Origin of the sequence: Wolbachia endosymbiont (group A) of Pogonocherus hispidulus (assembly GCF_964028195.1) — a bacterium.
Taxonomy (GTDB): Bacteria; Pseudomonadota; Alphaproteobacteria; order Rickettsiales; family Anaplasmataceae; genus Wolbachia.
Map to the genome: position 1 here is coordinate 824,295 of NZ_OZ034750.1, position 24,776 is coordinate 849,070.

General features: G+C 34.1%; 19 protein-coding genes and 2 pseudogenes. 7 read left to right on the forward strand and 14 right to left on the reverse strand.

Going from position 1 to position 24,776, the window contains the following annotated elements:
• Positions 1-14: 14 nt before the first annotated feature.
• A complete protein-coding gene (locus ABWU58_RS03855) occupies positions 15-2,084 on the forward strand; it encodes a hypothetical protein (protein WP_353283670.1) in 2,070 nt (689 codons plus the stop codon).
• A 173-nt stretch (positions 2,085-2,257) separates the two neighbouring features.
• Here the strand turns inward: ABWU58_RS03855 and ABWU58_RS03860 are convergent, their stop codons facing one another.
• The 10 genes and pseudogenes from ABWU58_RS03860 to ABWU58_RS03905 all read right to left on the reverse strand — a co-directional run bounded on the left by ABWU58_RS03860 (position 2,258) and on the right by ABWU58_RS03905 (position 12,830).
• A complete protein-coding gene (locus ABWU58_RS03860; protein WP_353282604.1) occupies positions 2,258-5,200 on the reverse strand; it encodes an AsmA-like C-terminal domain-containing protein in 2,943 nt (980 codons plus the stop codon).
• The gene (gene rnhA / locus ABWU58_RS03865; RefSeq protein WP_353282605.1) at positions 5,193-5,630 is read right to left on the reverse strand and encodes a ribonuclease HI; all 438 of its coding nucleotides are present in this window, start codon (positions 5,628-5,630) and stop codon (positions 5,193-5,195) included. Before rnhA ends, ABWU58_RS03860 begins: the two co-directional genes overlap by 8 nt.
• A 175-nt stretch (positions 5,631-5,805) precedes the next feature.
• On the reverse strand, positions 5,806-6,693 hold the full coding sequence (locus tag ABWU58_RS03870) for a heme o synthase (RefSeq protein WP_353282606.1): 888 nt from the start codon (positions 6,691-6,693) through the stop codon (positions 5,806-5,808).
• Between the two features lies 1 nt (position 6,694).
• Positions 6,695-8,245 carry a cytochrome c oxidase subunit I gene (gene ctaD, locus ABWU58_RS03875; protein ID WP_353282607.1) on the reverse strand — a complete coding sequence of 517 codons (1,551 nt, stop codon included), beginning with the start codon at positions 8,243-8,245 and terminating at the stop codon, positions 6,695-6,697.
• Between the two features lie 15 nt (positions 8,246-8,260).
• Positions 8,261-9,025 (reverse strand): cytochrome c oxidase subunit II, encoded by a 765-nt coding sequence (coxB, locus tag ABWU58_RS03880; protein ID WP_353282608.1) that lies wholly within the window; start codon positions 9,023-9,025, stop codon positions 8,261-8,263.
• Between the two features lie 825 nt (positions 9,026-9,850).
• Positions 9,851-10,051, reverse strand: a pseudogene (locus ABWU58_RS03885) (IS66 family transposase); the annotation flags it as partial.
• Positions 10,052-10,104: 53 nt separating this feature from the next.
• A complete protein-coding gene (locus ABWU58_RS03890) occupies positions 10,105-10,803 on the reverse strand; it encodes an IS4 family transposase (RefSeq protein ID WP_353282609.1) in 699 nt (232 codons plus the stop codon).
• A 217-nt stretch (positions 10,804-11,020) separates the two neighbouring features.
• On the reverse strand, positions 11,021-11,248 hold the full coding sequence (locus tag ABWU58_RS03895) for a hypothetical protein (protein WP_353282610.1): 228 nt from the start codon (positions 11,246-11,248) through the stop codon (positions 11,021-11,023).
• A gap of 109 nt (positions 11,249-11,357) precedes the next feature.
• Complete coding sequence (locus ABWU58_RS03900; RefSeq protein ID WP_353282611.1) at positions 11,358-11,651, reverse strand: hypothetical protein; 294 nt, start codon at positions 11,649-11,651, stop codon at positions 11,358-11,360.
• A 231-nt stretch (positions 11,652-11,882) separates the two neighbouring features.
• Positions 11,883-12,830 (reverse strand): phage major capsid protein, encoded by a 948-nt coding sequence (locus tag ABWU58_RS03905; protein WP_353282612.1) that lies wholly within the window; start codon positions 12,828-12,830, stop codon positions 11,883-11,885.
• Positions 12,831-13,142: 312 nt separating this feature from the next.
• On the opposite strand from ABWU58_RS03905, the gene ABWU58_RS08100 reads away from it, so the two are divergent.
• Entirely contained in the window at positions 13,143-14,894 is a 1,752-nt protein-coding gene (locus ABWU58_RS08100; RefSeq protein ID WP_410542032.1) for a recombinase family protein, read from the forward strand.
• A 235-nt stretch (positions 14,895-15,129) separates the two neighbouring features.
• Here ABWU58_RS08100 and ABWU58_RS03920 read toward each other — a convergent pair whose 3' ends face one another.
• Positions 15,130-16,059, reverse strand: a complete 930-nt coding sequence (locus ABWU58_RS03920; RefSeq protein WP_353282613.1) for an AEC family transporter — start codon at positions 16,057-16,059, stop codon at positions 15,130-15,132.
• A 254-nt stretch (positions 16,060-16,313) separates the two neighbouring features.
• The gene (locus tag ABWU58_RS03925; RefSeq protein ID WP_353283750.1) at positions 16,314-16,604 is read right to left on the reverse strand and encodes an acetyltransferase; all 291 of its coding nucleotides are present in this window, start codon (positions 16,602-16,604) and stop codon (positions 16,314-16,316) included.
• Between ABWU58_RS03925 and ABWU58_RS03930 the strand changes: the two genes are divergently transcribed.
• Entirely contained in the window at positions 16,546-17,724 is a 1,179-nt protein-coding gene (locus ABWU58_RS03930; protein ID WP_353282614.1) for a multidrug effflux MFS transporter, read from the forward strand. The genes ABWU58_RS03925 and ABWU58_RS03930 overlap by 59 nt on opposite strands.
• A gap of 36 nt (positions 17,725-17,760) precedes the next feature.
• Here ABWU58_RS03930 and prfA read toward each other — a convergent pair whose 3' ends face one another.
• Positions 17,761-18,840, reverse strand: coding sequence for a peptide chain release factor 1 (gene prfA / locus ABWU58_RS03935; RefSeq protein ID WP_353282615.1), 1,080 nt, complete (start codon positions 18,838-18,840; stop codon positions 17,761-17,763).
• Positions 18,841-18,943: 103 nt separating this feature from the next.
• On the opposite strand from prfA, the gene yihA reads away from it, so the two are divergent.
• The 3 genes and pseudogenes from yihA to tnpC all read left to right on the forward strand — a co-directional run bounded on the left by yihA (position 18,944) and on the right by tnpC (position 22,837).
• A complete protein-coding gene (gene yihA / locus ABWU58_RS03940) occupies positions 18,944-19,540 on the forward strand; it encodes a ribosome biogenesis GTP-binding protein YihA/YsxC (RefSeq protein ID WP_410542052.1) in 597 nt (198 codons plus the stop codon).
• Between the two features lie 4 nt (positions 19,541-19,544).
• Positions 19,545-20,456, forward strand: coding sequence for an acetylglutamate kinase (argB, locus tag ABWU58_RS03945; protein WP_353283717.1), 912 nt, complete (start codon positions 19,545-19,547; stop codon positions 20,454-20,456).
• Between the two features lie 1,013 nt (positions 20,457-21,469).
• A pseudogene (gene tnpC, locus ABWU58_RS03950) lies at positions 21,470-22,837 on the forward strand (IS66 family transposase).
• Positions 22,838-23,032: 195 nt separating this feature from the next.
• Here tnpC and dcd read toward each other — a convergent pair.
• The gene (dcd, locus tag ABWU58_RS03955; RefSeq protein ID WP_353282617.1) at positions 23,033-23,590 is read right to left on the reverse strand and encodes a dCTP deaminase; all 558 of its coding nucleotides are present in this window, start codon (positions 23,588-23,590) and stop codon (positions 23,033-23,035) included.
• A gap of 141 nt (positions 23,591-23,731) precedes the next feature.
• Here dcd and ABWU58_RS03960 point away from each other — a divergent pair, with 141 nt between their 5' ends.
• Positions 23,732-24,769 carry a substrate-binding domain-containing protein gene (locus ABWU58_RS03960; protein WP_353282618.1) on the forward strand — a complete coding sequence of 346 codons (1,038 nt, stop codon included), beginning with the start codon at positions 23,732-23,734 and terminating at the stop codon, positions 24,767-24,769.
• Positions 24,770-24,776: the final 7 nt, after the last annotated feature.

The window sequence follows — 24,776 nt, forward strand, 5'->3', positions numbered from 1 at the left end:
AATATGGGCATCAATTGTATAAGGAAGCTGAGTCAAAGCAGTTCAATTATTTTTCCACAAATATACATGATGTTTTATCTAACAGCTTTACCGTTAAATACGGGTATATAAATTGTACTATAAAATACGACAACTTATCTGAGCAGGAACAAAACCAAATAGAAACAGACATTAAAACTGCCTATGAGGCATTTAAAGAAAAGTTTTGCTTCAAAGATAGTAGCATAAGTAAAGATATAACGGTTTACATTTTTAATAATAGAAGCGATTATACAAAGTATAACAATCTTCTCGGCATAGATCAAGATGGTAGTCCAGGATATATTACACGAGGAGTAACAGATTATCAGAATATTCTGACATATAAGCAAAGTGCCATGGATTTTGTTCTAGGTCATGAGCTAGGCCACATATTTCAATTGCGTTTTTCACCATCGGCAACAGTCAAAGCTTTGAGTACTCAGGATACTGAATTCATAGCAAATGTTGTTGGACGAGAAGTAGAAGAAAAAAATTATAAAGCTATTTGCAAGCAGATGGGTGTAGATGAATATAAAGACCATGGATCGATGTTTAGTTTTAAATACAAAGGTACAACTTGTAGTATATACCGCAAGGATCTTTCAGAAGAAGAAAAATTTCAAATTATACAACGTGTCAAGAATTCTGGACTAGATGAATATGAAGACCATGGATGGATGTTTCAATTTAAATATAAAGGTACACTTTATAAATATCACAAGAACCTTTCAGAAGAAGAAAAATTTAAAGCTATACAAAATGTCAAGAATATTCGTGAACTAGTAGATGAATATGAAGATCATGGATCGATGTTTAGTTTTAAATACAAAGGTACAACTTGTAGTATATACCGCAAGGATCTTTCAGAAGAAGAAAAATTTCAAATTATACAACGTGTCAAGAATTCTGGACTAGATGAATATGAAGATCATGGATGGATGTTTAGTTTTAAATACAAAGGTACAACTTATAGTATATACCGCAAGGACCTTTCAGAAGAAGAGAAATTTCAAATTATACAACGTGTCAAGAATTCTGGACTAGATGAATATGAAGACCGTGGATCGATGTTTACATTTAAATACAAAGGTACAATTGGTAGTATATACCGTGAGGACCTTTCAGAAGAAGAGAAATTTCAATTTATTCAAGATATAAAGAACTCTCATGAATCGCTCGTTAGTGAATGTGATGGATTGGGGAATGAGAATACAGCTTTATCGATTTACGTTGATGAAAATAAGGAGATAAGTCGAATGTATTTTCAAAACTCCGACAAAAATATATTCAAACAGCTAGATAAGACGCTTATAAGCAGAAGTAAGTCTGAAGAAGAGGCAAATGAAAACCGCACGAATCCAGAACCAGAAGAAGAACAAAAAGGCGATGAATACACAGAGTTTACAGGAGTGTTGCAATTTAAGTACAAAGGGACCAATTATGATATACAACACAGAGGTTACCTTTCAGCAGAAGAAGAAAAACTTCAATTTATCAAAGACATTAAGAACTCTCATAAATCGCTCGTTAGTGAATGTTATAGATTAAATGAAGGGCCATTAAGTCAGAATGCAGCTGTAGTAATTTTTGTTGATGAAAATAAGGACATAGAGAAAATGTATTTTCATAATCCAGACAAGGATATATCCAAATGGTTAGATAAGACACTTATAAGCAGAGGTAAACCTGAACAAGATGTGGATGACACAGATCCAAAACCAGGAAAAGAGCCTGAACCAGAATCAGGAAAAGAACCCAAAGAGGATATAAGCAGAAGTAAACCTGAGCAAGATGTGGATGAAGCAGATTACACAGAAGGAAAAGAACCCAAAGAGGATACTCAGCAACCCAATAATTTCTTATCCAATATTTTTTCAACAATTAAATCCATTATTGATTCTATCTCATCACTCTTTTCATGGTTATTTGGGTCTAAAGAGGAAGAACAATCTGATAACAACCTTTCTTTGCTTGAACTTAATGTTGACGACAATATTGCAGGAAATTTTACAAACAATCACCACTTATTAGACGATTATCGCTCACCTGATGAGTTCATGTAGTGAAACTATTTTATAGCCACTTCCCTACCCTTTCTAATTGTTTATAGCCTCAGCAAATATAGAGAGGCTAAAGGGAGTGGTATTACTTAAACAACTAGATAAAAAACCAGGTGGATCATTCTGAAATTCTTGCATTTTTTGTCTATAATTTTGTTAAACAACTTCCCTTTTGGTCATATCGAACCAAATTTCTTTTTCACACCACCTTTTAAGCCACTTTCGTTAGTTTTTGTCATAATGCGATCAAACACTCCCAATAACCTCTTTAGTAGGCTTGGAGTTAGCGAAGAGATAAGATCAACAGATACGTTATTGTTTTTGTCATCACCACTTGCTTTATAGTCTATTGAAATGATTCCCCTACTTTTCCCGCCAGTAAGAAATTTCCCAATTATAGGAATTTTTAACAAAGATTTATTAATTGAATATGCTGGTATTACCTGTCCTTCAACTTGGAATTTATAATTTCTAATGTCGAGCTTACCGCTAGTGCTAATGCCTAATTCCGCCCCTTCAAGCCAAGATTCTTCAATTTCGACAGAGCCGTCTTTGTATGAGAAAGGTACATTACATTTATAAAAGTATACACCTTCATCCTTTATAGCATTCACAATACCAGGAAGTGAAGACATCGATAATAAAGTAGTGAGTAGTGGAGCATCTTTGATATAAAAATTACTAATAGATAACATGCCATAATGTTCTTCATTTTCTCTCTGAGGAGATAGATAAAAAGAAAGTTTACCATTTTTGACTGATTTACTAATGCCTAAGGAACGCAAAAGTATACCTGCATTATCCGCATATATTTCGAGCCCTATTCCACTATATTCCGCTAGTATGTTGCTGCTATCTTCTAGAAACTGTCCTGTAAATTGACTTCCATTGCAATTACCTTTAGTACAGGTTACATTCAGCTTAGCATTTTTGATAACGATGCCTTCTTTCATAATTACATTGTCAACATTCATACTAATTTCTATATCTTTGTTTAATCCATTACTGTTTTTGCCAAGCAAGCCTAAAATATCACTCAAATTAATTTTCTCACCATAAATAGTTATGGCATTTTTTTCCTTACCTGATTCAAATTCTATACTAAAATCATTATCAGGCAATTTAAAGCTACTAGAATTTAAATATAAATTTCCATTTCCTACTCTTCCGCTGAATTTTACATCTAAATCACTTCCTACAATGTCTAATTTATCTACTAACAATTCATCGGCACCTTTTAACTTTACAGAGAACAAAACTTTATTGTGATCTTCAAAACGATTTTTCCACCCAAAATAACTTGAACGTGATTCAAGCTCTGATAAATCCATATTACCATTAACATGCCCCGTCTTATCTTGATTTATCACCGATTCTATATTTGTATTGACATAGCCACCTATATTTTCATCAAAATTAAGTATTTGAGCGGGTAAATCTCCGGTCAAATTCCAGGCAAAACTTTCATTCCTATTGCTACTTTTCAGGTCAAATAATAGCTGTGTGTTATTCACCATACCACTACCATTTAAATCTATAAAGTCACTGCCAAAACTAAGCTTAATGTCATATTTACTAAGACTTGCATTATAGATAGCTAAATTGTCAATTTCAGAATGAAAATTTGCTGAAAAGTCTACTTTTTTGTCATCAGCATTTAGATTAAAAATGCGAAAACTGAATACAGATTTTGCCATTCCACTTACTTTATCCCTTTCAACCTTCACCACATCATCCAGCTTAAATCTTATAGGCTCATATAAACCATATGCATCACTTACAGCTTGGCCATTAATGGTTAGAACTGAATTTTCCTTATTGAGAGATTTCATTTCAATATCACCACCATTAATAGTGAAATTCTGAAACTTAGCGCTATTTACAGTAATTTCAAGATCGTTATTCTTGATGATCAAATCACCCTTTAATTCTTTTACTTGCTCAAAATCTTCATCAAACTTTACGCTACCATTTTCTATATCAGCAACAATTACAATGTCTGACAGATCGTCATCAACCAAATTGTTAATTTTGCCATTGAAACTTACAATGGTATTTAAAACATCCCCATCAATATTATCACAATACCAGCTTTTAAATTTACTATTCACTACACCATCTGGTACATAAGTACATAAATCCTTTGCAGCAAACTTACTAATATTAATTCTAAGCAAAGCATGACTTGTACTAAAGTTCATCTTGCCTATCAAAGAGAGATACGTGTCATTTAATTTAAAGTGGAAGTTTTTTACACTAATAATTCCATCACTATATGTTAAATTTATATTTACATTAGTTAAGGCCAAATTTTTGTTCAAATAATTTTCTGTATTCAATACGTATATATTTCCATCTACAATTTCATCCTTTTTATTAATTTTCACTGAGAAGCTTCCTTTGAATCCTATATTTTTGTCCAAATTGTAGCTTTTAACTAATGTAGAAAACTTGTTCAATAGTCCCAATTTTAGATCATAAAATGTCCCGTACACATTTAGCAAATTGTTGCGATTTTTTATCGTAATTGATAAATCATCCAAAAATCCCTTTCCATCTTTTGTATTCACATGAATATCTAAAACATTAAAATCTTCCCCCTTCCCTATATATAATTTATCAATAAAAAATTCATCTTCTGTGCTTTTATCAATAGCGATGTTAGTAAATTCAATTTTTGAATCCGCACTTAAGTCAAAAAAAAATTCCCTTATTGTTTTTACTGAGTTTTGCAGATTAAAATTTACTGCTTTAAAGTCAGCTTCTTTCTGATTGATACATACATGCACATTATCAGCTGAAACCTGAGAGAGATTTGTGCTAGCTTTAAATAAGGAACTTAACTTAAAATGTACAAAAAGCTCAGGAACTTTTATAGTAAAATTAGGGTTTGCTATTGCCAAATCTGTAATGACTAAATACGGATCTTTGCCATCTTTCTGCCAAACAACTGAGGTATTCTCCATATTAACGCTTGAGCCAACAAATATTTTTGATATTTTATGTTTAACATAAAAATTAATATAATTAATATTGATTTCTAAAGGCTTTAAAAAAATAAAGAAGCACAATATGAACAATAAAGCTATGGAAAATAATATAGTAATTTTTTTAAGCATCGATTATTGCTTTTCTTGCTAAACTATCAGCCTCCTCATTATACTTATCGCCACTGTGTGCTTTAACCCACTTCCAGTCAATTTCGTGTTGTGAAGCAACGTTGTCTAGCTCTTTCCACAATTCCATATTTTTTACTGATTTTTTATTACTTGTTTTCCAGCCATTCATTTTCCACTTATTTATCCATTCTGTTATGCCATGCTTAACATAAAGACTATCCGTATATAAATTAATACTACAAGAAAATTTCAATACTTTCAGCCCATTGATCACCGCTGTTAACTCCATTTTATTGTTTGTGGTATTTTCTTCTCTACCATAAATGTCTTTTCTATAATCTTGAAATAATATGATAGCTGCCCATCCTCCCGCTCCAGGGTTACCAGAACACGCCCCATCCGTGTATATTATCACTTCTTTTTTACTCATCTTTGTTTATATCGGTTAACAAAGTATATAGTTGCTTTTATGAAAGCACAATTTCTAAAGGTAGTTTAAGCTGCACCTTTAAATTTTATTATAGAAACAAAAAAAAGTGTGACAACGAGCATTACCAAAAGGAAAAGTAAAAAATAGTTTTTATGCTTCTGCCGTTCTTTCATAACTAAAATAAATCAATAGAACAAAAAATAATACTGGCGAATAGGGAAAATAGATAAGAAATTGAATAAGAAAACATTTGTTTCTGTGAGTTGTGGTTCTTGAATCTGAGAATTGATATAGCGTACCAAATAAAGATGCAACCTGCAAAAATTGCCATGCTTAGATAAAGTAAAGCCTTTTTCAAAAATAGAGCTGGAAGCAAGCTGGTTAATACCAGCAACACACTATAAATTAATATATATTTTCTTGTTTTTTTCGGACCATAAACAATATTGAACATTGGAATCGATGCTCTTGCATAGTCTTCGGACTTATTTAAAGATAGGGCCCAAAAGTGTGGTGGAGTCCACATAAAAATTACTAAAAATAAAATGAAACTTTCCCAACTTACAGAATTAGTCACAGCTGCCCAGCCAATCATTGGAGGAAAAGCACCTGCTGCACCACCGATAACGATATTCTGCGGAGTACGCCTTTTTAGCCAAATTGTATATACGAAAACGTAAAATAATATGCTAACTGCAAGCAAAGCAGCAGAAATATAGTTTACTGCTATTGCCATGATAAATACTGACAATATTCCAAGAATTATACCAAATTCAAGCGCGCTTTCTGCAGAAATTCTACCTGAGGGTATAGGGCGGTTTTTTGTCCTTTCCATGAGCAGATCTATGTCTCTGTCATACCACATATTTATAGCACCTGCAGATCCTGAGCCAAGAGCAACACATATAAGAGATATTAGTGCTAGAAAAGGGTGCATACTACCTGGTGCAGTAACCATACCAGCAACTGCAGTAAATACCACAAGATACATTATCCTTGGCTTCAGCAAACGCCAAAAATCCAGTATTGTTGATTCAACATTTAGCAAAACACTTGTGTACATTCTATTTTATCACTGGTGGTTTTTCGAAAGTATGAAAAGGCGGTGGTGAAGATACCGTCCATTCCAAGGTGTCACCTTCCCAAGGATTATCTCCAACTTTCTTGCCCCATTTAAAGAGATGTATAACTATAAACACAAAAAACATAACTGAAACAAAGGACATATATGAGCCAATTGAGGATATATAATTCCAAGGGATAAACGCATCAGGATAATCGGGTATACGCCTTGGCATACCAGCTAATCCCAAGAAATGTTGAGGTAAAAAAGTGATATTGGTGCTAATAAAAGTAAGCCAAAAGTGGATTTGACCTAAGCGCTCATTATATTGTTTACCCGACATTTTACCAATCCAATAATAAAAGCCAGCAAAAGTTCCAAATAATGCAGCAAGTGACATGACATAATGGAAGTGAGCAACAACATAATAGGTGTCGTGCAGGAGCTTATCTATTCCACCATGAGAAAGAATTATTCCCGTTATGCCACCGCCAACAAACATAAAAATAAAACCTAGTGCAAATAGCATAGGGGTTTTAAACTCAATTGCTCCGCCCCACATAGTTGCAATCCAGCTAAAGACTTTTACACCAGTTATAACACCGATAAAAATTGTGGTAGTGCTAAAAAATGCAGCAGCGTCAGCACTAAGCCCAACAGTGAACATATGATGAGCCCAAACCATAAAGCCAAATACTGCTATACCTATCATTGCATAAACCATCCCTATGTAACCAAATACAGGTCTGTGAGAAAAAGTTGATACAACCTGACTTATGATGCCAAATGCAGGAAAAATAATTACGTAAACTTCTGGATGACCAAAAAACCAAAATAGATGTTGAAATAACACAGGATCGCCACCACCGGCAGGATCAAAAAAGGAAGTACCAACATTGCGATCAGTAAGAAGCATAGTTATAGCACCGGCAAGCACTGGTAAGGCAACAATCAACATAAATGCTGTTAACAAGACAGACCAAACAAACAGTGGCATCTTAGTTAATGACATTCCTTTTGCGCGCATGTTAAATATAGTAACTATAAAGTTGATCGCCCCAACAATTGACGACATACCAGCAACATGAAGTGCAAGTATAGCAATGTCGACTCCTGCACTTGGATGGGACATTACCTGTGATAAAGGTGGATATAAAGTCCAACCTGTACCTGGACCTTCACCAATAAACACTGAGAGAATGAGCAAAATAAAAGATGACACTAATAACCAAAAACTTAAATTATTCATACGAGGAAATGCCATATCTGGTGCGCCAATCATGAGAGGTACAAACCAGTTACCAAATCCTCCCATGAGGGCTGGCATTATCATAAAAAACACCATTATCAACGCATGCCCTGTAACCATTACGTTATATAATTGATAATTATTGTTAAGTATATTAATGTGCATTAGCTGAGTGCGAATAATCACCGATAATAATCCACCAATAATTCCAGCTAATATGGAAAAAATAATGTACAATGTCCCTATGTCTTTATGATTAGTGGAAAATAACCAACGCTTTATGCCCTTTGGTACGTCACTCATATCTATACTCCAAATTTAACTCACTAATTTTCTATTTTCAATCCACTTATTAAAATCTTCTTTGCTTACTGCTTCAACAACAATTGGCATAAATCCATGGCCTTGACCACACAATTCGTAGCACTGCCCGTAATAAACACCAGGCTTTTTGATATTAAACCACGCCTCATTCAGCCTACCTGGTATCGCATCAATTTTTACACCGAAAGCTGGTACTCCCCAGCTGTGTATCACATCTCCTGCTGTAACTTGTAAACGAACGTTAGCATTAACGGGTAAAACGATGTTGTTATCAACAGAGAATAGCTTTAAATCTCCTTCGATAAAGTCTTCTTTTCCCTTAATATAACTATCAAATGACACACCTTGATATTCTGGATATTGGTAGCTCCAATACCATTGATGGCCAATAATTTTCAGTGTTATATCAGCTTTCGGTATTTCTTCCTGTAGCTTCAGTAATTTAGCGTTTTCAAAGGCTAATATTCCAACAATAATCGTTGGTATAACAAACCAAACAATTTCTAAAAGGACATTGTGGTTAGTTTGGCTTACGTTTGCCACTTTGCTTTTACGAAAGCGAAATACTACATAAGCAAGCAGCGCCCACACAAAAAGCATTATTGCAACCATCACAACCATTACAAACGAATGTGACCTAACTACAGCCTCCATTACTTCAGTTGCAGGAGCAGGAAATCCAAATTGCCAGGAAGTAGGAGCAGAGGCAACAGATATATTTGAGTAAAATATTATCAATAGTGCAAATAACTTCACCATATCTTTTGTTTGTTTGCTATAAAACTAAATGATATACTGTATAATAGTATATATAAACTTACTATGCAAATAGAGATTAGTGATGGTTAATAATTTTTTAGCATTCAACAAGTATAATAGTACAATACTAATTTGAGTAAAAAAGCATTTACATAAATCTATTGTAAGTAAAAATATTATAATATTTTAAATTAAGTATTTACTTTAAGTAAATTCTATAATAAGTTTAATAGTGTCTGTTACTGCTAATAACCCTCTAGCCTCACACCTAAAAGCAGTAACAGACACTATTAAACTTTATGACAAGTTTATAATCTGTAAGATCAAAATCTTACAAGTTTCTTTATTTTATTATACATTGCAGTTTGTTAATTAACTTTTAATGCCTATGGTAGCATTTACAGCTTGAACCAAAGGTTTACGCATTATAGAAAATAATTATAAAAAAATACATTATATTTGTATACCATACAAACTTTTTTCATTCTGCATAGCTGAGTTACTAGATTCTGTAAACGAAATCTTTAGAGAAGCCAAATGGGCAAAGTTTCATGAAGGTCTTTCGCCAAAACAAGGCAAAATACGCTAAAATTCCTGATTTGACAAAAAAATATTCAATTATGGACGTTTTATAAATATGTTCATCTTCTCTCCTATTACATTTTTGCCCACAGAACCTAGAAAATTTTGGAATTTATATGCATAATTAGACAAGTAGTTTTTAACACATAACTCAAAAGACGGCGTGGTGTATGTTGCAAAGAGTTAGGGAATCATGGACAATTGAAAATGTTATGTTTCTAGGTATCCGTTCAGGGGAGTGGCTTAGGAGACAATAGACAGAAGATTTTGGAAAGGGTTTAACTTCTTTTGTTTCCAAGTCAAATACAGAGAGATTATCCGTTCAAGGAATGCATTTCCTCGCTTCGATTGTGTAAAATATGAATTTTTGCGATAAACGACATAGTGTCGTATCTGTTGCTCAGCATGGTTGTTTGTCATTGGAATATTTTCTAGATCATTCAAAGGAGAGTAGACCGGCGGAACTTCCCCACCAGTCTCCATAAGTGTTGAAAGTATCAAAAATGGCGTGATATAAGATGATCGACAACATGTAAATTACCTCCTGATAGTAAAACAATTGAGCGTATAAAAGAATCATTAAGATCTAGTGTAAATTGCAATAATGCCATTTTAAATCCATGTAAATTGTTTTTAATTTTATAAACGAGAAACAGCAGGGCTGTAATAATAATCATATAAATATATACTTTCATTCCGTTCATGCTATGGCTCAAAAAGTGTTTATATCCAAGGTTTTGCTTTATAAATTTGAAGAATACTTCTATGTCCCACCTTCGCCTATACGCCTGTGCAACATCATAAGCAGGCATTGTAAACAAGTTAGTTAAAAACCTTATTTCATTTCCTGCCTTGTTTTTGATTTTTATCAAACGTAAGTTATGCTTTTCTGCAATTTTGCCCTGTGCGCGATAAAGATTAACTATTATATCTTCTAAAATTTCTGATCCATCTTGCTGTTGTCCTTGAATAACTTTACTCCTACTTACAACATCATGCTTTCTGCTTGTTTCAACTCTTGTTATAAATTTGTATTCCTTCTCATCAAACTCAGCAAAAGTTCCAACCTTTCTGATTCCCCTATCAAATAGCAAAATATCCTCTTTTTCAACTTTTGCTTCGTTGATTGCCCTTACCAGTGCTATGTCTTCACTACCTTCTTCTTGCCCTTTACAAAACCTTATACTTGTTGGCAATTGTCCTTTTAATCCCAGACTTACTTTGACTTATTACTTTGGTTACCTAACTTTAGTCCATCTTTTATAAGATACCCTGATAAATTTATGATTGTTGAATCAAATCTATGTAAATCATGTGACGTTTTTTTGGGCAACAATTTTTCAACTTTGTTTATCAGATCAATATATACTCCCTTAAAATAATCAGAACTTTTAACCTTTTCGACAAGCCACTTTATGTGACTGTACTTTTGTCATCATTTTTATCTATCACACACCTGTTTATTACCATTGCTAATGCTCTTAAGCTTGTTTTCTGACCCATTAATATTAACTTCATTAAGCCTTTAAATATGATTTTGCCCACTAACTTAGTATTGCATTTATCTATCTCACTTAATTTTCCTAGCCTTTCCAAATCCTTGTCTTTAATTAAGCTTAATATGCCTTCTATTTGATCCATTATTGCCTCCATTTTTCTGCAATAATAGCTCTTTATATCCTTTTTGTATTACTTTCAACACTTATGGGTTTAGCTCCCACTGAACATACACGCCTTTTCTGGACGCACTTTAAGGTTTCTTGAAGTGTAGCCATAATTCATTATTAATAATTTCAAGCTCACCTTCATACGATGCTCTTGTTTTTGAATTAGCATTTTGGAGGTTAGATATTGGATAATCTCCTGTTGGTTTGATATTTGTTTTAGGTGGATTAACCACAGGTTTTTTAGGTTCATCTGGTATTGTTGTTGGTTGATTAGGAGTATGTGTTTTAATAGGTTTATCATCTGGAGTTTCTGGTTCTGAAGACTTCCCTCGCTGTGATGTATCCTTGTGATCAGCATTTGCATTATCACCAAACAACCACTTCCAACCTGATGAAATTTTTCTTGCAATTCATGAAATTCCTGTGTGATCAGCAATCCACTTAAAAAACTTTTTTATTTTTTCCCACATATTTTACTCCTATAATTAATAATAAATTAACTCGATTATTACATATAAAGTCTAACCTGTCAATTCTTTTCCTGTGGAGAGAAAATATATGGTATAAAAAGAAGTAAAAAGGTTTTGAAGCTGGTGCTGCGGAAGTTTTTAGTACTTGCTCGCAACTTTCAACAGTTTAATAGCACTGGTGTTTACAACCTCTCCGCCGACACGCTTAGTGACAAAGAACCTCACATAAGGTTTATTCGTATAAGGGTCTCTTAATATTCTCATTCCTTGTATATTTACAAAAGTACATTCGCAGTCGAAATAGCAACTTACAATGCTATTTGCTATTTCCACAGCTTTATTAGTATTTTTAGCACAGAGATTAACCTTTGTACCATCAAGCAAAAAATCTAAAATCATCCACTCAGGTTTATGACCATGAACAACTTTGTTTGAATTAAGCAGTAAATCCATGTCACTTCCTCGACGTACAAACATATATATCCGATCTTGATGATGGAAAAAACCCTGCAACTGGTCATCATCCTTAAGTATCTGCTCTACGGCTTCTTGTGACATAAATTCCTTAAATGAAGTATTTATTTGTCTTGGTGATTTCTGTAGAGCAAATGATACGAAACCTTTCTTTTGTACTTTATCAAAGTGATAGACAGATTTTAGAAGTTCACAATTTATGTGAAACAGTAAAAACAATAAGGATCTTTTATCATACTTAGTATTATTTTTTATCAGGTACGATCTCATTAGCTCTTGAGTGAGGGCAAATCTTGCTACTTCACTAACTGTAGCTTCAAGTTTTGTACGATCAAAGTGGCTAATGAGATAATAGTTAAAAAGAGAGTCAGAGTAACCGGTAAGTATCTTACGTTTTTGTTGAGTGGATCTATCGTCATAATCTCCGTCCTGAAAAAGGTGTCCATTTAAATGATTTTTAAAGCAATGCTGAAAAATGATGCTCAGTTGTTTACCAGAAAGGGAATCTAACCAAGATTGACGTATATTAGAATCCTGAAAACGATCTAATAAAAGGTTAACAGGAACTTCTAAATCGCTTTCCCAAAATTCATGGCTTGGATGAACATTCATATTACATAAAATAAGCTATATTATACATAATATGACAATTCAAGCAAAGATTTTTTGGACATAATTTTTTCAAATCTTGTATATTTAATTAGGGAGAATTTGTGTAAACTAGATAGCTTTCTTAAATAAGGTGTGCATTGGTTTAGTTTAATAGAAGTCTCCTAACCTATAAAAAAATTCACAGGAAGAAAAACATGCAAAAAGGGGATTTAACTATTTATTGCCGTTATGAACCTCACAGATTGGCGGGTACATATTTGGCAAATGCTTATGAACAATTATTGAAATATAAAATAAAGGAGGTAGAAGAAAATGGTAACGGTAAGCTTGTATGCAAGAGTTTCATCAAGACAACAGGCACAGGAGAATACAATAGAGAGTCAGATTGTAGAGTTGGAGCGTCGCATTGGTAGTGATGGACATGAGTTATTAGATGAGCACAGGTTTGTTGATAATGGCTACAGTGGATCAAACTTAGAACGTCCTGGCTTAGAAAATTTACGTGATAGAGTAGCAGAAGGTAGGATTGATAAGATATATATTCATTCACCTGATCGGCTATCACGTAAATCTGCATACCAAGCGCTCTTACTCGAAGAGTTTAGAAAAGCAGGGTCAGAGGTTATTTTCTTAAATCATAAATTTGAGGATAACCCAGAATCTAATATGTTTTTAGGAATTCAAGGATTAGTAGCAGAGTATGAACGTGCAAAGATTATGGAACGTAATCGCAGAGGAAAACTCCATGCAGCTAAAACTGGCCGTATAAGCGTAATGAGTAATGCACCTTATGGTTATCGCTACATAGCAAAACATGTAGGTGAAGGAAGTGCTCAGTTTGAAATTAATCAAGAAGAAGCAGATGTAGTGCACAAAATATTTAATTGGGTTGGTCAAGAAAGAGTAAGCATCAATGAAGTTGTACGTAGACTTAGTGAGATACCGGTAATAACACAAACAGGAAAAGAACGTTGGAAAAGAAGTACTATCTGGAAAATGTTAAGAAATCCTGCTTATATAGGACGAGCAGCTTATGGTAAAACTAAAGCATGCTCGAAACCACAAGTAAGGAAATCCAAAAAAGGGACTTATGGTAAACTAAAAAATGGTCATTTTAGTAATGATAAAGAGAACTGGGTTTATGTTCCAGTGCCAAGAATAATCAATGATAATTTATTTGATTCAGTGCAAGTACAGCTAACTGAAAATAGACAAAGGGCAAGAGCCAGGGAAAGAAAAGAAACGTTTTTGTTGCGGAGTTTAATGGTATGTCAGCGTTGTCAATATGCCTATCACGGTGCAATGTGTACTAACAATAGAAATAAGTTAATATATTACTACTACCGTTGTTCTGGCTCCAGGTTTAATGGCAACAGAGTATGTGACAACAAATCAATACGTACTGATGTACTCGATACAGTTATATGGGAAGAAGTTAAGAGTATATTAAAAGAGCCAAATAGGATTGCAAATGAATATCAACGTAGATTGTCAGAGAGCAAAAAACCTTTACATAATCAAACACGTGAAAAGCAAGAAAGTAAGCTAAGATTAAGTATCAAAAAATTTATTGATAGCTATGCCAAAGGGTTTATAAGCCAAGAAGAATTTGAGCCAAGAATTACAACAATGAAACAGCATTTGAAAGAAATTGAGGAGGAAAAAGAAAAAGTACTTGATCAAGAGAAATTACAACAAGAATTGAGCCTTGTTACAGATAGCTTGAAAAACTTTTCCTCAAGTGTTGAATCAAAGCTTGATCAAGTAGATTGGCAGACTAAGCAAAATATTATTAGAATGTTAATTCATCAAATTGAAATCAACCATAACCACTTGTATATAGTATTTCGAATAAAAAGTCTTGCAAATTTTGATCAAAATAGCCATAATAGAATTATGCAATGTTGTACTAGTCGTACAGACACTGGGATCCAGCTTTTTGGTAATTTTATCGAAAATGTTTGCTCGTTTACAATCAATTTTCCTGGATCCCAGTGTCTGGGCACTGGGATGACACCCTACTTAACCGTCATGCCGCGATTCATTCGCGGTATCTTAGCATAGATCCCGCTAACAAGTAGCGGGATGACGTAGGAAAACCTTTCTTGGGTTAGCTATAGGCAGCAATTTTCTGTATTTATTTTAAATTGAAGAGAGCTCAAATGAAAGATCGTGTTTTGCTAAAAATCACAGAATGCAGTCTGGTTACAATCTAAGTTGCTTTAGCTATAAATTCAAGTTTTATCAATGTCTTGTGTTGTTACCCAAATAATGGTTATGCAAGCGCTTGAATCTTTGATCAAAAAAGAACAAGTTTGGTAAAAAATAATGATATTATTAGTGGAACATAAAATAGTCCCACTGCAGTACTGATTAGAAGCAACAGAGTAGCTTTATCTGGTTGATAATTCAAAATATTAGCAAGTATTATACTGGACCCAGAAACTGGAATAATAGCCAGCAACATCAGTGCTTTATATATGCTCTCATCGTATATACCTATAACATGCTTGTCTAAAAGGACAATTCCTAAAACAAACAGTGGCCAGAATACGTACTTTGCTGTAATAGTGATCAAAGCAAGCTTCCAATCTACTTTAAAGCTTGTAATATTCGCAATGCTCACTCCAAGTAGCACCATTCCTAGTGTAACAAATGTACTTCTAATATTCATCATAACATCTGTTAAAAAAGTAGGTATTTGTATATCGTATATACTTAAAAAGAAGCCCAGAACCATCGCATAAAGCGAAGGAAGTTTGAACAACTTTAATATGCATTCTTTTGCGGTATAAATACCATTTGCGGCTATGTAAAATCCTAAGCTATTTTCAAACAACGCCATTCCTATATAACAAACAACATATACAGATACTGAATCTTCATCAAATAAAGCCATGGCAATCGGCAGGCCAAAATAACCCATACTTGTGCTGCCCGAGCTAAACGCTAATATGTTTCTTGTGTTATCCTTAAATAAAAAAGAAGAAAGATAATACACTGATAAGGACATAGTGCTACCTATAAACCATATCAAAATCGGCAGAGAAATTACTTTTAAATTAACTTCTGTATGAGAGACTCCATATAAAATCACTATTGGATTAGCTATATAAAAGAGTATTTGAGATATAGTGTTTCTGTCAATTTTAAGACATTTTCCTGCTAAATAACCAATAAATATTGTAATATAAATAGGTAATATTTTTAGGAAAAGAGTAAGGAACATACTAGCCTATTGTGATACTTTTGACTGATAAAGTGATATTAGATCTTAAGGTATTATAAAAGTAAACAAAATTTATTTTCCAATTTATCCAGCTCATAGTTAATTAAAAAAGATTCACTTAGTGTCAAAATTTGTTTTTACATAGGACTTAAGAATGACATTTTTATGATAAAATTATGTTAAGTTTCTATAAAGCTTCTTGCATATTTTTAAATAATGACATATTTACTAAAAATTAAACTGCTTGTAGTAATTTAGACGGACTGTTGAAAAAGTAAGAGGAAATAAGTAAAGTTAGGACAGAGAGTAAGGGCTTTAACATAGTTGTCATATTTTTCTTTAATTAACCCTAGTGTCCAATGAATATCCTGATCCCACCACTTCTTTACATGGGGTGTTTCTAGCCATTTTAATAACAGTGAAAAATGTTTCTCGCTTAATGTTTCAAACGTGATATTTTTATCCATATATTCTTTCAAAATTTTAATGCTATTACCCTTTCTGTTAATCCTGTCTCTAATTGCTAAGTTCATTGAAATTGACATTTCCGTACCTAGTTTTCCTGATATGGTGCACTATTTTAACGTATCAGAAGGCACAATTCAATTAACTATTGCTTATAATTTCCTAGGCTTTTGCATAGGAGGGTTGTTTTTTGGTCCATTGTCTGAATGCTATGGCAGAAGAAGGATTATGATCATAGGTAACACTTTGTTATTAATCGGCGCTGTTGGTTGTGTTTTTGCACCGTCGATTTTTTGGCTTTTAATCTCTCGCTTTGTTCAGGGCATTGGTGTCAGCACATCTGTAGTTGTGTTTGCAATCGTTGCAGACAGCTATAAAGGTGACGAAGCGGTGAAATTTATTGGAATCATGAATTCTGTTCTTACAGTTGTCATGGCAATTGCGCCAGTGTTAGGCAGTTTCATCAATGAAATTGTAGGATGGCGTGGCAATTATGCAAGTGTTGCAGTAATTTGTTTGATCTCTTGGATTTTGCTGCTTTTAGCGTTACCAGAAACAAAAAAGGACCGCGATATTTTCAGTTTGAAAAAAATGACGAAAGATTACAGAAAACTACTATCTAGTCCGAGGTTTGTTACGTTGTCTTTGATGTCAAGCCTCTTTTCTGCTGCGTATATGTCATTCATCACTTGTGGACCTTTTCTGTATATGAAGACTTTTGGTTTATCTAGCACTATTTATGCACTACATCAAGGTGCAATAGTTGGGTGCTTCTCACTCATCAGTCTATTTGCTGGCAAAATCTTGCAGAAACTTGGAGCAATAAAGTGTGTAATTTCTGGTACGAGCGTGGGTGCTATTGGGTCTCTATTGCTTGTAATATTCAGTATAATTGTACCCCACTCTTTCTACTTAGTAACACTGTCTATGATTATTTTTTCTATCGGTTGTGCAATTTGCCAGCCAGTGATTTTTAATGCATCAATAAATGTTTTCCCTGAAATTAAAGGCACAGCTTCTTCTGCAGTCTCGTTCATTAGAGCTTTTATCATGGCTATTTTTATCGGCTTAACAAGCTACGTTTATAATGGTCAAACAATCAGTGTAGCTGTTCTTGTGCTATCTGCAATAGTGCTAGAACTTATTTTTACTGCCTATTTATTACTAACTACACCCTTAAGATCTGGGACAAATCTGTAATTAACAACCTTTTTACAGATATTCCATTGTAGGCGATTAACTTTCCCCGGCCAGCCTTTCTGCTTCATTACGTGAAATTAATGCCTCAATAAATTCATCTAGTTCACCTTCTTTTATGATCTGCTCTAGCCGATGTGAAGTTAGATTAATTCTATGATCTGTTATTCTTGATTGTGGAAAGTTATATGTTCTTATGCGCTCGGAGCGATCCCCAGAGCCAATCTGACTTTTTCTCATTGTTGACCTTTCCATTTCTTTTTTTTGTCTTTCAATTTCGTATAGCCTTGCCCTCAATACTTTGAGCGCTTTAGCTTTATTTTTGTGCTGCGATTTTTCATCTTGCTGTATTACAACTATCCCTGTTGGCGAGTGGGTGACCCTTACTGCGCTGTCAGTTGTATTCACTGATTGCCCTCCAGGACCACTGGATCTATAAACATCTATTCGTAAGTCTTTTTCTTCTATTTTAAAGTCAACTTCTTCTACTTCAGGTAATATCGCAACAGTAGCGGCAGAGGTATGTAACCTTCCTGAGGATTCAGTTTCTGGCACTCTCTGTACTCTGTGCGCTCCTGATTCAAATTTCAACCTTGCAAAAACTTCTGTTCCATTAATGAGTGCAGAAGCTTCCTTATAGCCACCTATACCTGTATTAGAAATGCTTATTGGCTCGAACTTCCAATTTCTTCTTTCTGCATATTTTTGATACATACGAAATAACATTGCTGCAAATAATGCTGCTTCTTCTCCTCCTGTACCTGCTCTGATTTCCAATATTGCATTTCTTGAGTCATCTTCATCTTTAGGCAATAATGCTAACTTTAGTTTTGCTTTTACTTTTGGCAATAATACCTTGTGCTTTTCGAAAAATTCTTCTTTTGCTAACTCTTTTATATCATGTTCGCTATTTTCATCTTTCATTATTTCTTCTAAGCCTGAAATTTCCTCTTTCAGCGTGTTATATTCATCAATTATCTTGATTATTGGCCTGAGCTCAGAGTATTCCTTTGAAAGGGTAATGAATTCTTTTTGACTTAAATTGGTAGGATTTTCCAAGTTCCTCTCTATATCATTAAATTTTTTCTTTAAGTCTTGTAAATTATTCTCTATATTCATATAGCACAGATCTAGTATTTTAACTGAGTAATATATACTGAAATAAAAAATTTCTTATATCAAGCAATAACACTATAATATATCTACTACCTTCTACTTGAATATAATGGCAAGACAGATAACATCAAGCTGCAATTTCATATTTGGAGCTTCGGACATAAAATCATTACCAGATGAGTCGGCTCCAGAGATTGCATTTGCTGGTAGATCAAATGTAGGAAAATCCAGTCTGATCAACTTACTGATAAACAGCAAAAAAGCTGCCAGAGTTTCCTCTAAACCTGGATGCACTAGACAAATAAATTTTTACTCTATGTACAATGATAAGTTCAGGCTTATTGACCTACCAGGGTATGGCTACTCTCATGCAGGTAAGGAGGAAATTATACAATATTTAAACTTAATTGAGTATTATCTAATTCAAAGAAAAAATCTAAGAAGAGTGTTTGTGTTGATAGATAGCAAGGTAGGATTAAAAGAAATAGACAAAGACTTCATTTATTGGTTAATATATAATAATATTAACTTTAACGTTGTGCTAACAAAAATAGATAAAGTGAGTCAAAAAAGCCTAGATGCCATTCTAGAAGATACTCAAAAATGGATTAATAATGAGAATGTGTCAATTCATCAAATAAGCATCCATATTAAGCATAAAATAACCAAGGTAAGAGATGAGTTTTTCAAGTTTACAAGATAAAAAAATGAAAAGCAGTGAATTTTTAAAGGGTGAGGTATCATTTGAACAAAAAGCAGAAATATTACTTGAAGTGCTGTCTAGCATACCTAGCTTTGTGGGTGAAACTTTTGTCATTAAATGTGGCGGCGTAACAATCTCAGATGAAACACTATTCTATACTTTTGTGCATAATGTTGTCTTATTAAAGCAGCTTGGTATAAATCCGGTGATAATTCATGACGGAGAATATGAAATTAACTCGGTGTTAAAAATGCTGGGTATGGACAGTAAGTTTGTGAATGGTATCAGACTTACAGACAAAGACACTATGAAAATCATTGAAATGGCACTGTGTGGTTCAGTTAATAAAAAAATTGTTCAGCATATAAATTCTGCTGGTGGTTCAGCTATTGGATTATGTGGAAAAGACGGCAACTTAATAAAAGCTGAAAAGATAAGCACTACGCTTAAGGAAGACAGATCAAATAACATCGAAAAAATACTAGATATGGGATTCATCGGTAGGCCCACTGAAATCAATCCTGATATATTATTTTTTATTGAAGAATCAGATTTTATACCAGTTATTGCACCTATCGGTCATGGAAAAAATGGGGAAACATATCATATTGATGCCGATAGTACTGCAAGCACAATCGCAATTGCAGTTTCTGCATCTAAAATGATAATCTTGAGTGACACAGATGAAGAAATAGATAAAATTGGTAGCAGGAAGATATCTGTTAAAAATTTAAATGCATCGATTAATTGTGGCAAAATTCAAGGAGAAAAATTTATTGGAAGGCTTATGGCATATACTAAAATGGTAGAGGAATGTGCTGGAGTTGTTCACATAGTTGATGGTAGAATACCTAACATTATGCTTGATTTATTTACTGAGAATAATTCGAGCATATCAATTGTGAGTGATTTATAACTAGACAACTACACGAATAGACTTCTTGCGTAACCATATAACATTGGGAATAGAAACGAAAAAACTTACTTGACAAACTCCGCCAGCCCCCTTATCATGACAGTGAAGGTATTCAGTTATCTTCATCTGTGCAGATTAAACAGCAAGAAAACAACGTAGTTGGCGTCTTATTTTTAATTTTTTGCACTATGTGCACTCTATGTCTTTATAAAATTTTCGGGTTTTTACCTATATAAGCTGAAACGCGCTTATAAGTCGTTTAAGACAGTATAGTACGCCAATTTGCAGGATTAGAGAGTGACAACTAGCTAACGCGGGGTTTCTTTTGCCTTTTTTTCTGCTTAGTAAATTTCTTAAACATTTGCAGCGTAGGTTAGTTGCAATTAAAAGCAGCTAAATTGCAGTGTTTAAGACTTAAAAAACGCCAATACAGAAAATAGACAGTGACTAGGGTTTCTTTTGCCTTTTTTTTCACTTGGTAAATTTCTTAATATTTATGGCTAAGAGATACCGCGAATGAATCGCGGTATGACGGTGTAGATGATGGTTAAGTATCCCGCTACGTGTTAGCGGGATCTAGAGGTACCGCGGCGGTATGACGGTTCGCGGTGGTATGACGATAACCTCGTCATCCCGCTACTTGTTAGCGGGATCTAGAGATACCGCAGCGGTATGACGGTTCGCGGTGGCATGACGATAACCTCATCATCCCGCTACTTGTTAGCGGGATCTATGCTAAGAGATACCGCGAATGAATCGCGGTATGACGGTCTGCGGCGGTATGACGGTTCGCGGTGGTATGACGATAACCTCGTCATCCCGCTACTTGTTAGCGGGATCTAGAGATACCGCGGCAGTTGTAAGTTAAAAATATGTTATAAAAGAAACAAGAGGGAAGATAACTCTACTCACTATAGGAATAGAGCTATCACGGGGTATCCGTTCAGCGGAGTGGTAGAATAAGGTAGACAAGGTGATCTAAAAAGATAATCATAGAGCAAAAGTGAGATAATATGGTAAACCTTTTAGAACTTTGCAAAAATTTACAGCAAAAAATAGAGAAGTTAGAAGCAAAAATAGAAAAACTGGAAGCAGAGATAGAAAACTTGAAAGCAGAAAATAAAGCTTTAAAAATAGAGAATGCTGAATTAAAGGAAAGTAAATTCAAAAAACTCATCCCTGCCCAGCTCAAAAGAGCTATACAAAATAAAAAAGGACAAGCCAAAAAAAGCGAAAGGAATGTTGGCGGTCAGGTGGGCACAATGGCAATTATCGAGCTAAAATGAACGCAGATGAGGTGATAAAAGTAGAGTTGTCATCTATTTGCGAATGCGGAGGGAAGATTGCAGTATGTGAAAAACCATATATTCATCAGAAAGTTGATCTGCAGGAAATTAAGCCGTATGTAGTAGAGTATCAGCTAGAGCATGGCCGTTGTCGGAAGTGCGGAAAAAGAAGAAGCAGCAAATTACCAGAAGGTGTTACATCAGATACATTTGGTCCAAAAGTTAAATCGATAATTGCGGCACTCAGCGGATTTTACAAAAACTCAAAGCGTGAAGTGGCTAGTATCATAAATGACATTTTTAATTTGAACATAAGTGTTGGCAGCATATCAAATAGTGAACACAGAGTTGCATCAAAATGCGAAAAAACATATGAGCAAATCGAACAAGAAATAAGCAGAAGTGAGGTTTTGCATATCGATGAAACCAGTCACTATAACAAAGGAAAACTTGGATGGTGTTGGATGTTTGCAAGCAATACGGCAAGTTTTGTAAAATTGACAGAATCAAGAGGAATGAAGGTTTTGCAAGACAGCACATTTTGCAATCGCAATAGTTTGATAGTAACTGATAGATATTCAGCCTACAACTACTTTAATGATAAGAAAAGGCAAATCTGCTGGGCTCATTTGATAAGAGATTTTGAAAGGCTGGCTCATAGCTGGAACATTGAAGTTAAGATTCTTGGCTGTTATGTAAGAGATGTCGCTACTGAATTATTTGCACTAAAAAAAGCTTTACTAAAAAGTGAGATAGATGTTTTGAGGTTTGTCAGACGTGCCAGAAAGTTGCGAAAACGTACAAGGTATTACTTGAAGGAGATATTCCACCTACCTGAAGCAATTGGAGCTTCTCGAGTTGCGAAGAATATTTTGAAATCTGAAAGAATGATGTGGAATTTTTTAGATGACCCAGAAAATATTCCGCTGACAAATAACCATGTTGAACGGCAAATACGGCATTATGTCGTTTACCGTAAAAACTCATATTTTACACAATCGGAGCGAGGAACTTGAGCGGATAATTTCGTTATACTTAACATGGAAACAAAAGGGGCTAAACCCTTTCCAAAATCTCCTATCTATTGTTTCTTAAACCACTCTGCTGAACGGATACAGTTGCAGAAGCTTTAAGTAATCCTTCTACAAATTTCTTTTCAAGCTATGTAGAGTCATTTAAAAACCACTCTGCACGTGCAGTTTTAGGTGATAAAGAATGCGACAAATTAGTTAAAACTCATCTTAGTAATCTTCAGTACAATAGCACAATATCTCGCTTTACCTAAAGTAATCACTTAACTAACGGCAAAGTGATACCATGCTGATTCATATATTTTCCTTTCATATCATCATATGATTTCTCGCATTCACTTGCGCCACTTAGAAATACGAATTGGCACGCGCCTTCATTAGCGTAAATTTTTGCAGGAAGTGGAGTGGTGTTTGAGAATTCGAGTGTGACATGACCTTCCCATCCAGGTTCTAAGGGAGTAACGTTTACTATAATTCCACATCTTGCGTAAGTTGATTTACCAACACAAATGACCAGTACATTCCTTGGTATACGAAAATATTCCACTGTACTTGCAAGCACAAAGCTATTTGGTGGAATTATGCATACGTCTGTTTCCTTATCTATGAAACTATTCTCAGAGAAATTTTTAGGGTCCACGATGGCTGAATTAACATTAGTAAAAATTTTAAATTTATTATCCACTCTTGCATCGTAACCGTAAGATGATAGTCCGAAAGATATAACACCTTTGCTGCTTTTGTGATCCACAAAAGGCTCTATCATTCCAAAGTTTTCAGCTTTTTCTCTTATCCATTTATCTGGCATAACTGCCATAATTGCCCCTTAAAGTTGTATAATACTTACAATAATATAAAATAAAATTTAAATGTAAACTGTAGCTTTTGTCATGCAATTAAAGCTTTTCAGTTTGATTTTTTATTACAATAATTAGATTTATGTTCTTAACTAAAAATAATGCTTAGAAACTTTCTCCTGATTTTTGTATTCGTATTATTCACGCCGCTGTCAAATGCTGATGCCAGGAAATACATCAGAATTGTTGGATCTTCAACTGTTTTTCCTTTTATCTCATTTGTAGCCGAGGAGTTCAATCGTGTATTCTCTTTTAAGACTCCAGTTGTGGAATCGATAGGAAGTGGATCAGGGTTCAAAATGTTTTGCTCAGGAATAGGGGAAGACACGCCAGACATCACCACTTCATCTCGCCCTATAAAGGAAGTAGAAAGAGAACTATGTAAAAGGAATGAAATTAATGAAGTGATAGAGATCATCATTGGCTATGATGGAATTGTCATTGCAAATTCAAATCAAAGCCATAGATTTGATTTCACAAAGAAGGACTTATTTGAAACTTTATCTGCATATTCTCAAGAAAATGATAAATTAGTAAAAAATAATAAGAAGTTTTGGTCTGATGTAAATCAAGCCTTACCAAAAACAGAAATTGAAATTTATGGTCCACATCAAAATACAGGCACATACGAAACTTTGGTTAATTCTATTATGTTCGATCAATATTCATGTATGAACTCAAGAATTTTCAAAGAGAATTATAAAGATCAGGAAGAAAGAAAGAAAGCATGTGGTAATATAAGGGATGACGGAAGGTATATAGAAGTTGGAATTAATGAAAACATAATAATACAAAAATTGAAAAGTAACAAGAACGCTTTAGGGATATTTAGTTTTAGCTTTTTAATGAGGAATCAAGATAAAATACAAGGGAGCACAATTGCAGGAATTGAGCCAACTTACGAAAATATATCATCGGGAAAATATATATTAGCAAGACCTCTATACCTTTATATAAAGAAAGAACACTTGGATACTGTTGATGGATTAAGAGAATTCATAAAAGAAATTATAGATTCGATCGGCATTGAAGATGGGTATCTATCTAGGCTTGGTCTAATTCCACTTTCAAGTGAAGATATAAAGAAAGCTTCAGCAAAGGTTTATGTATCCGTTCAGGAGAGTGGCAAAATAAAGTAGACAAGGT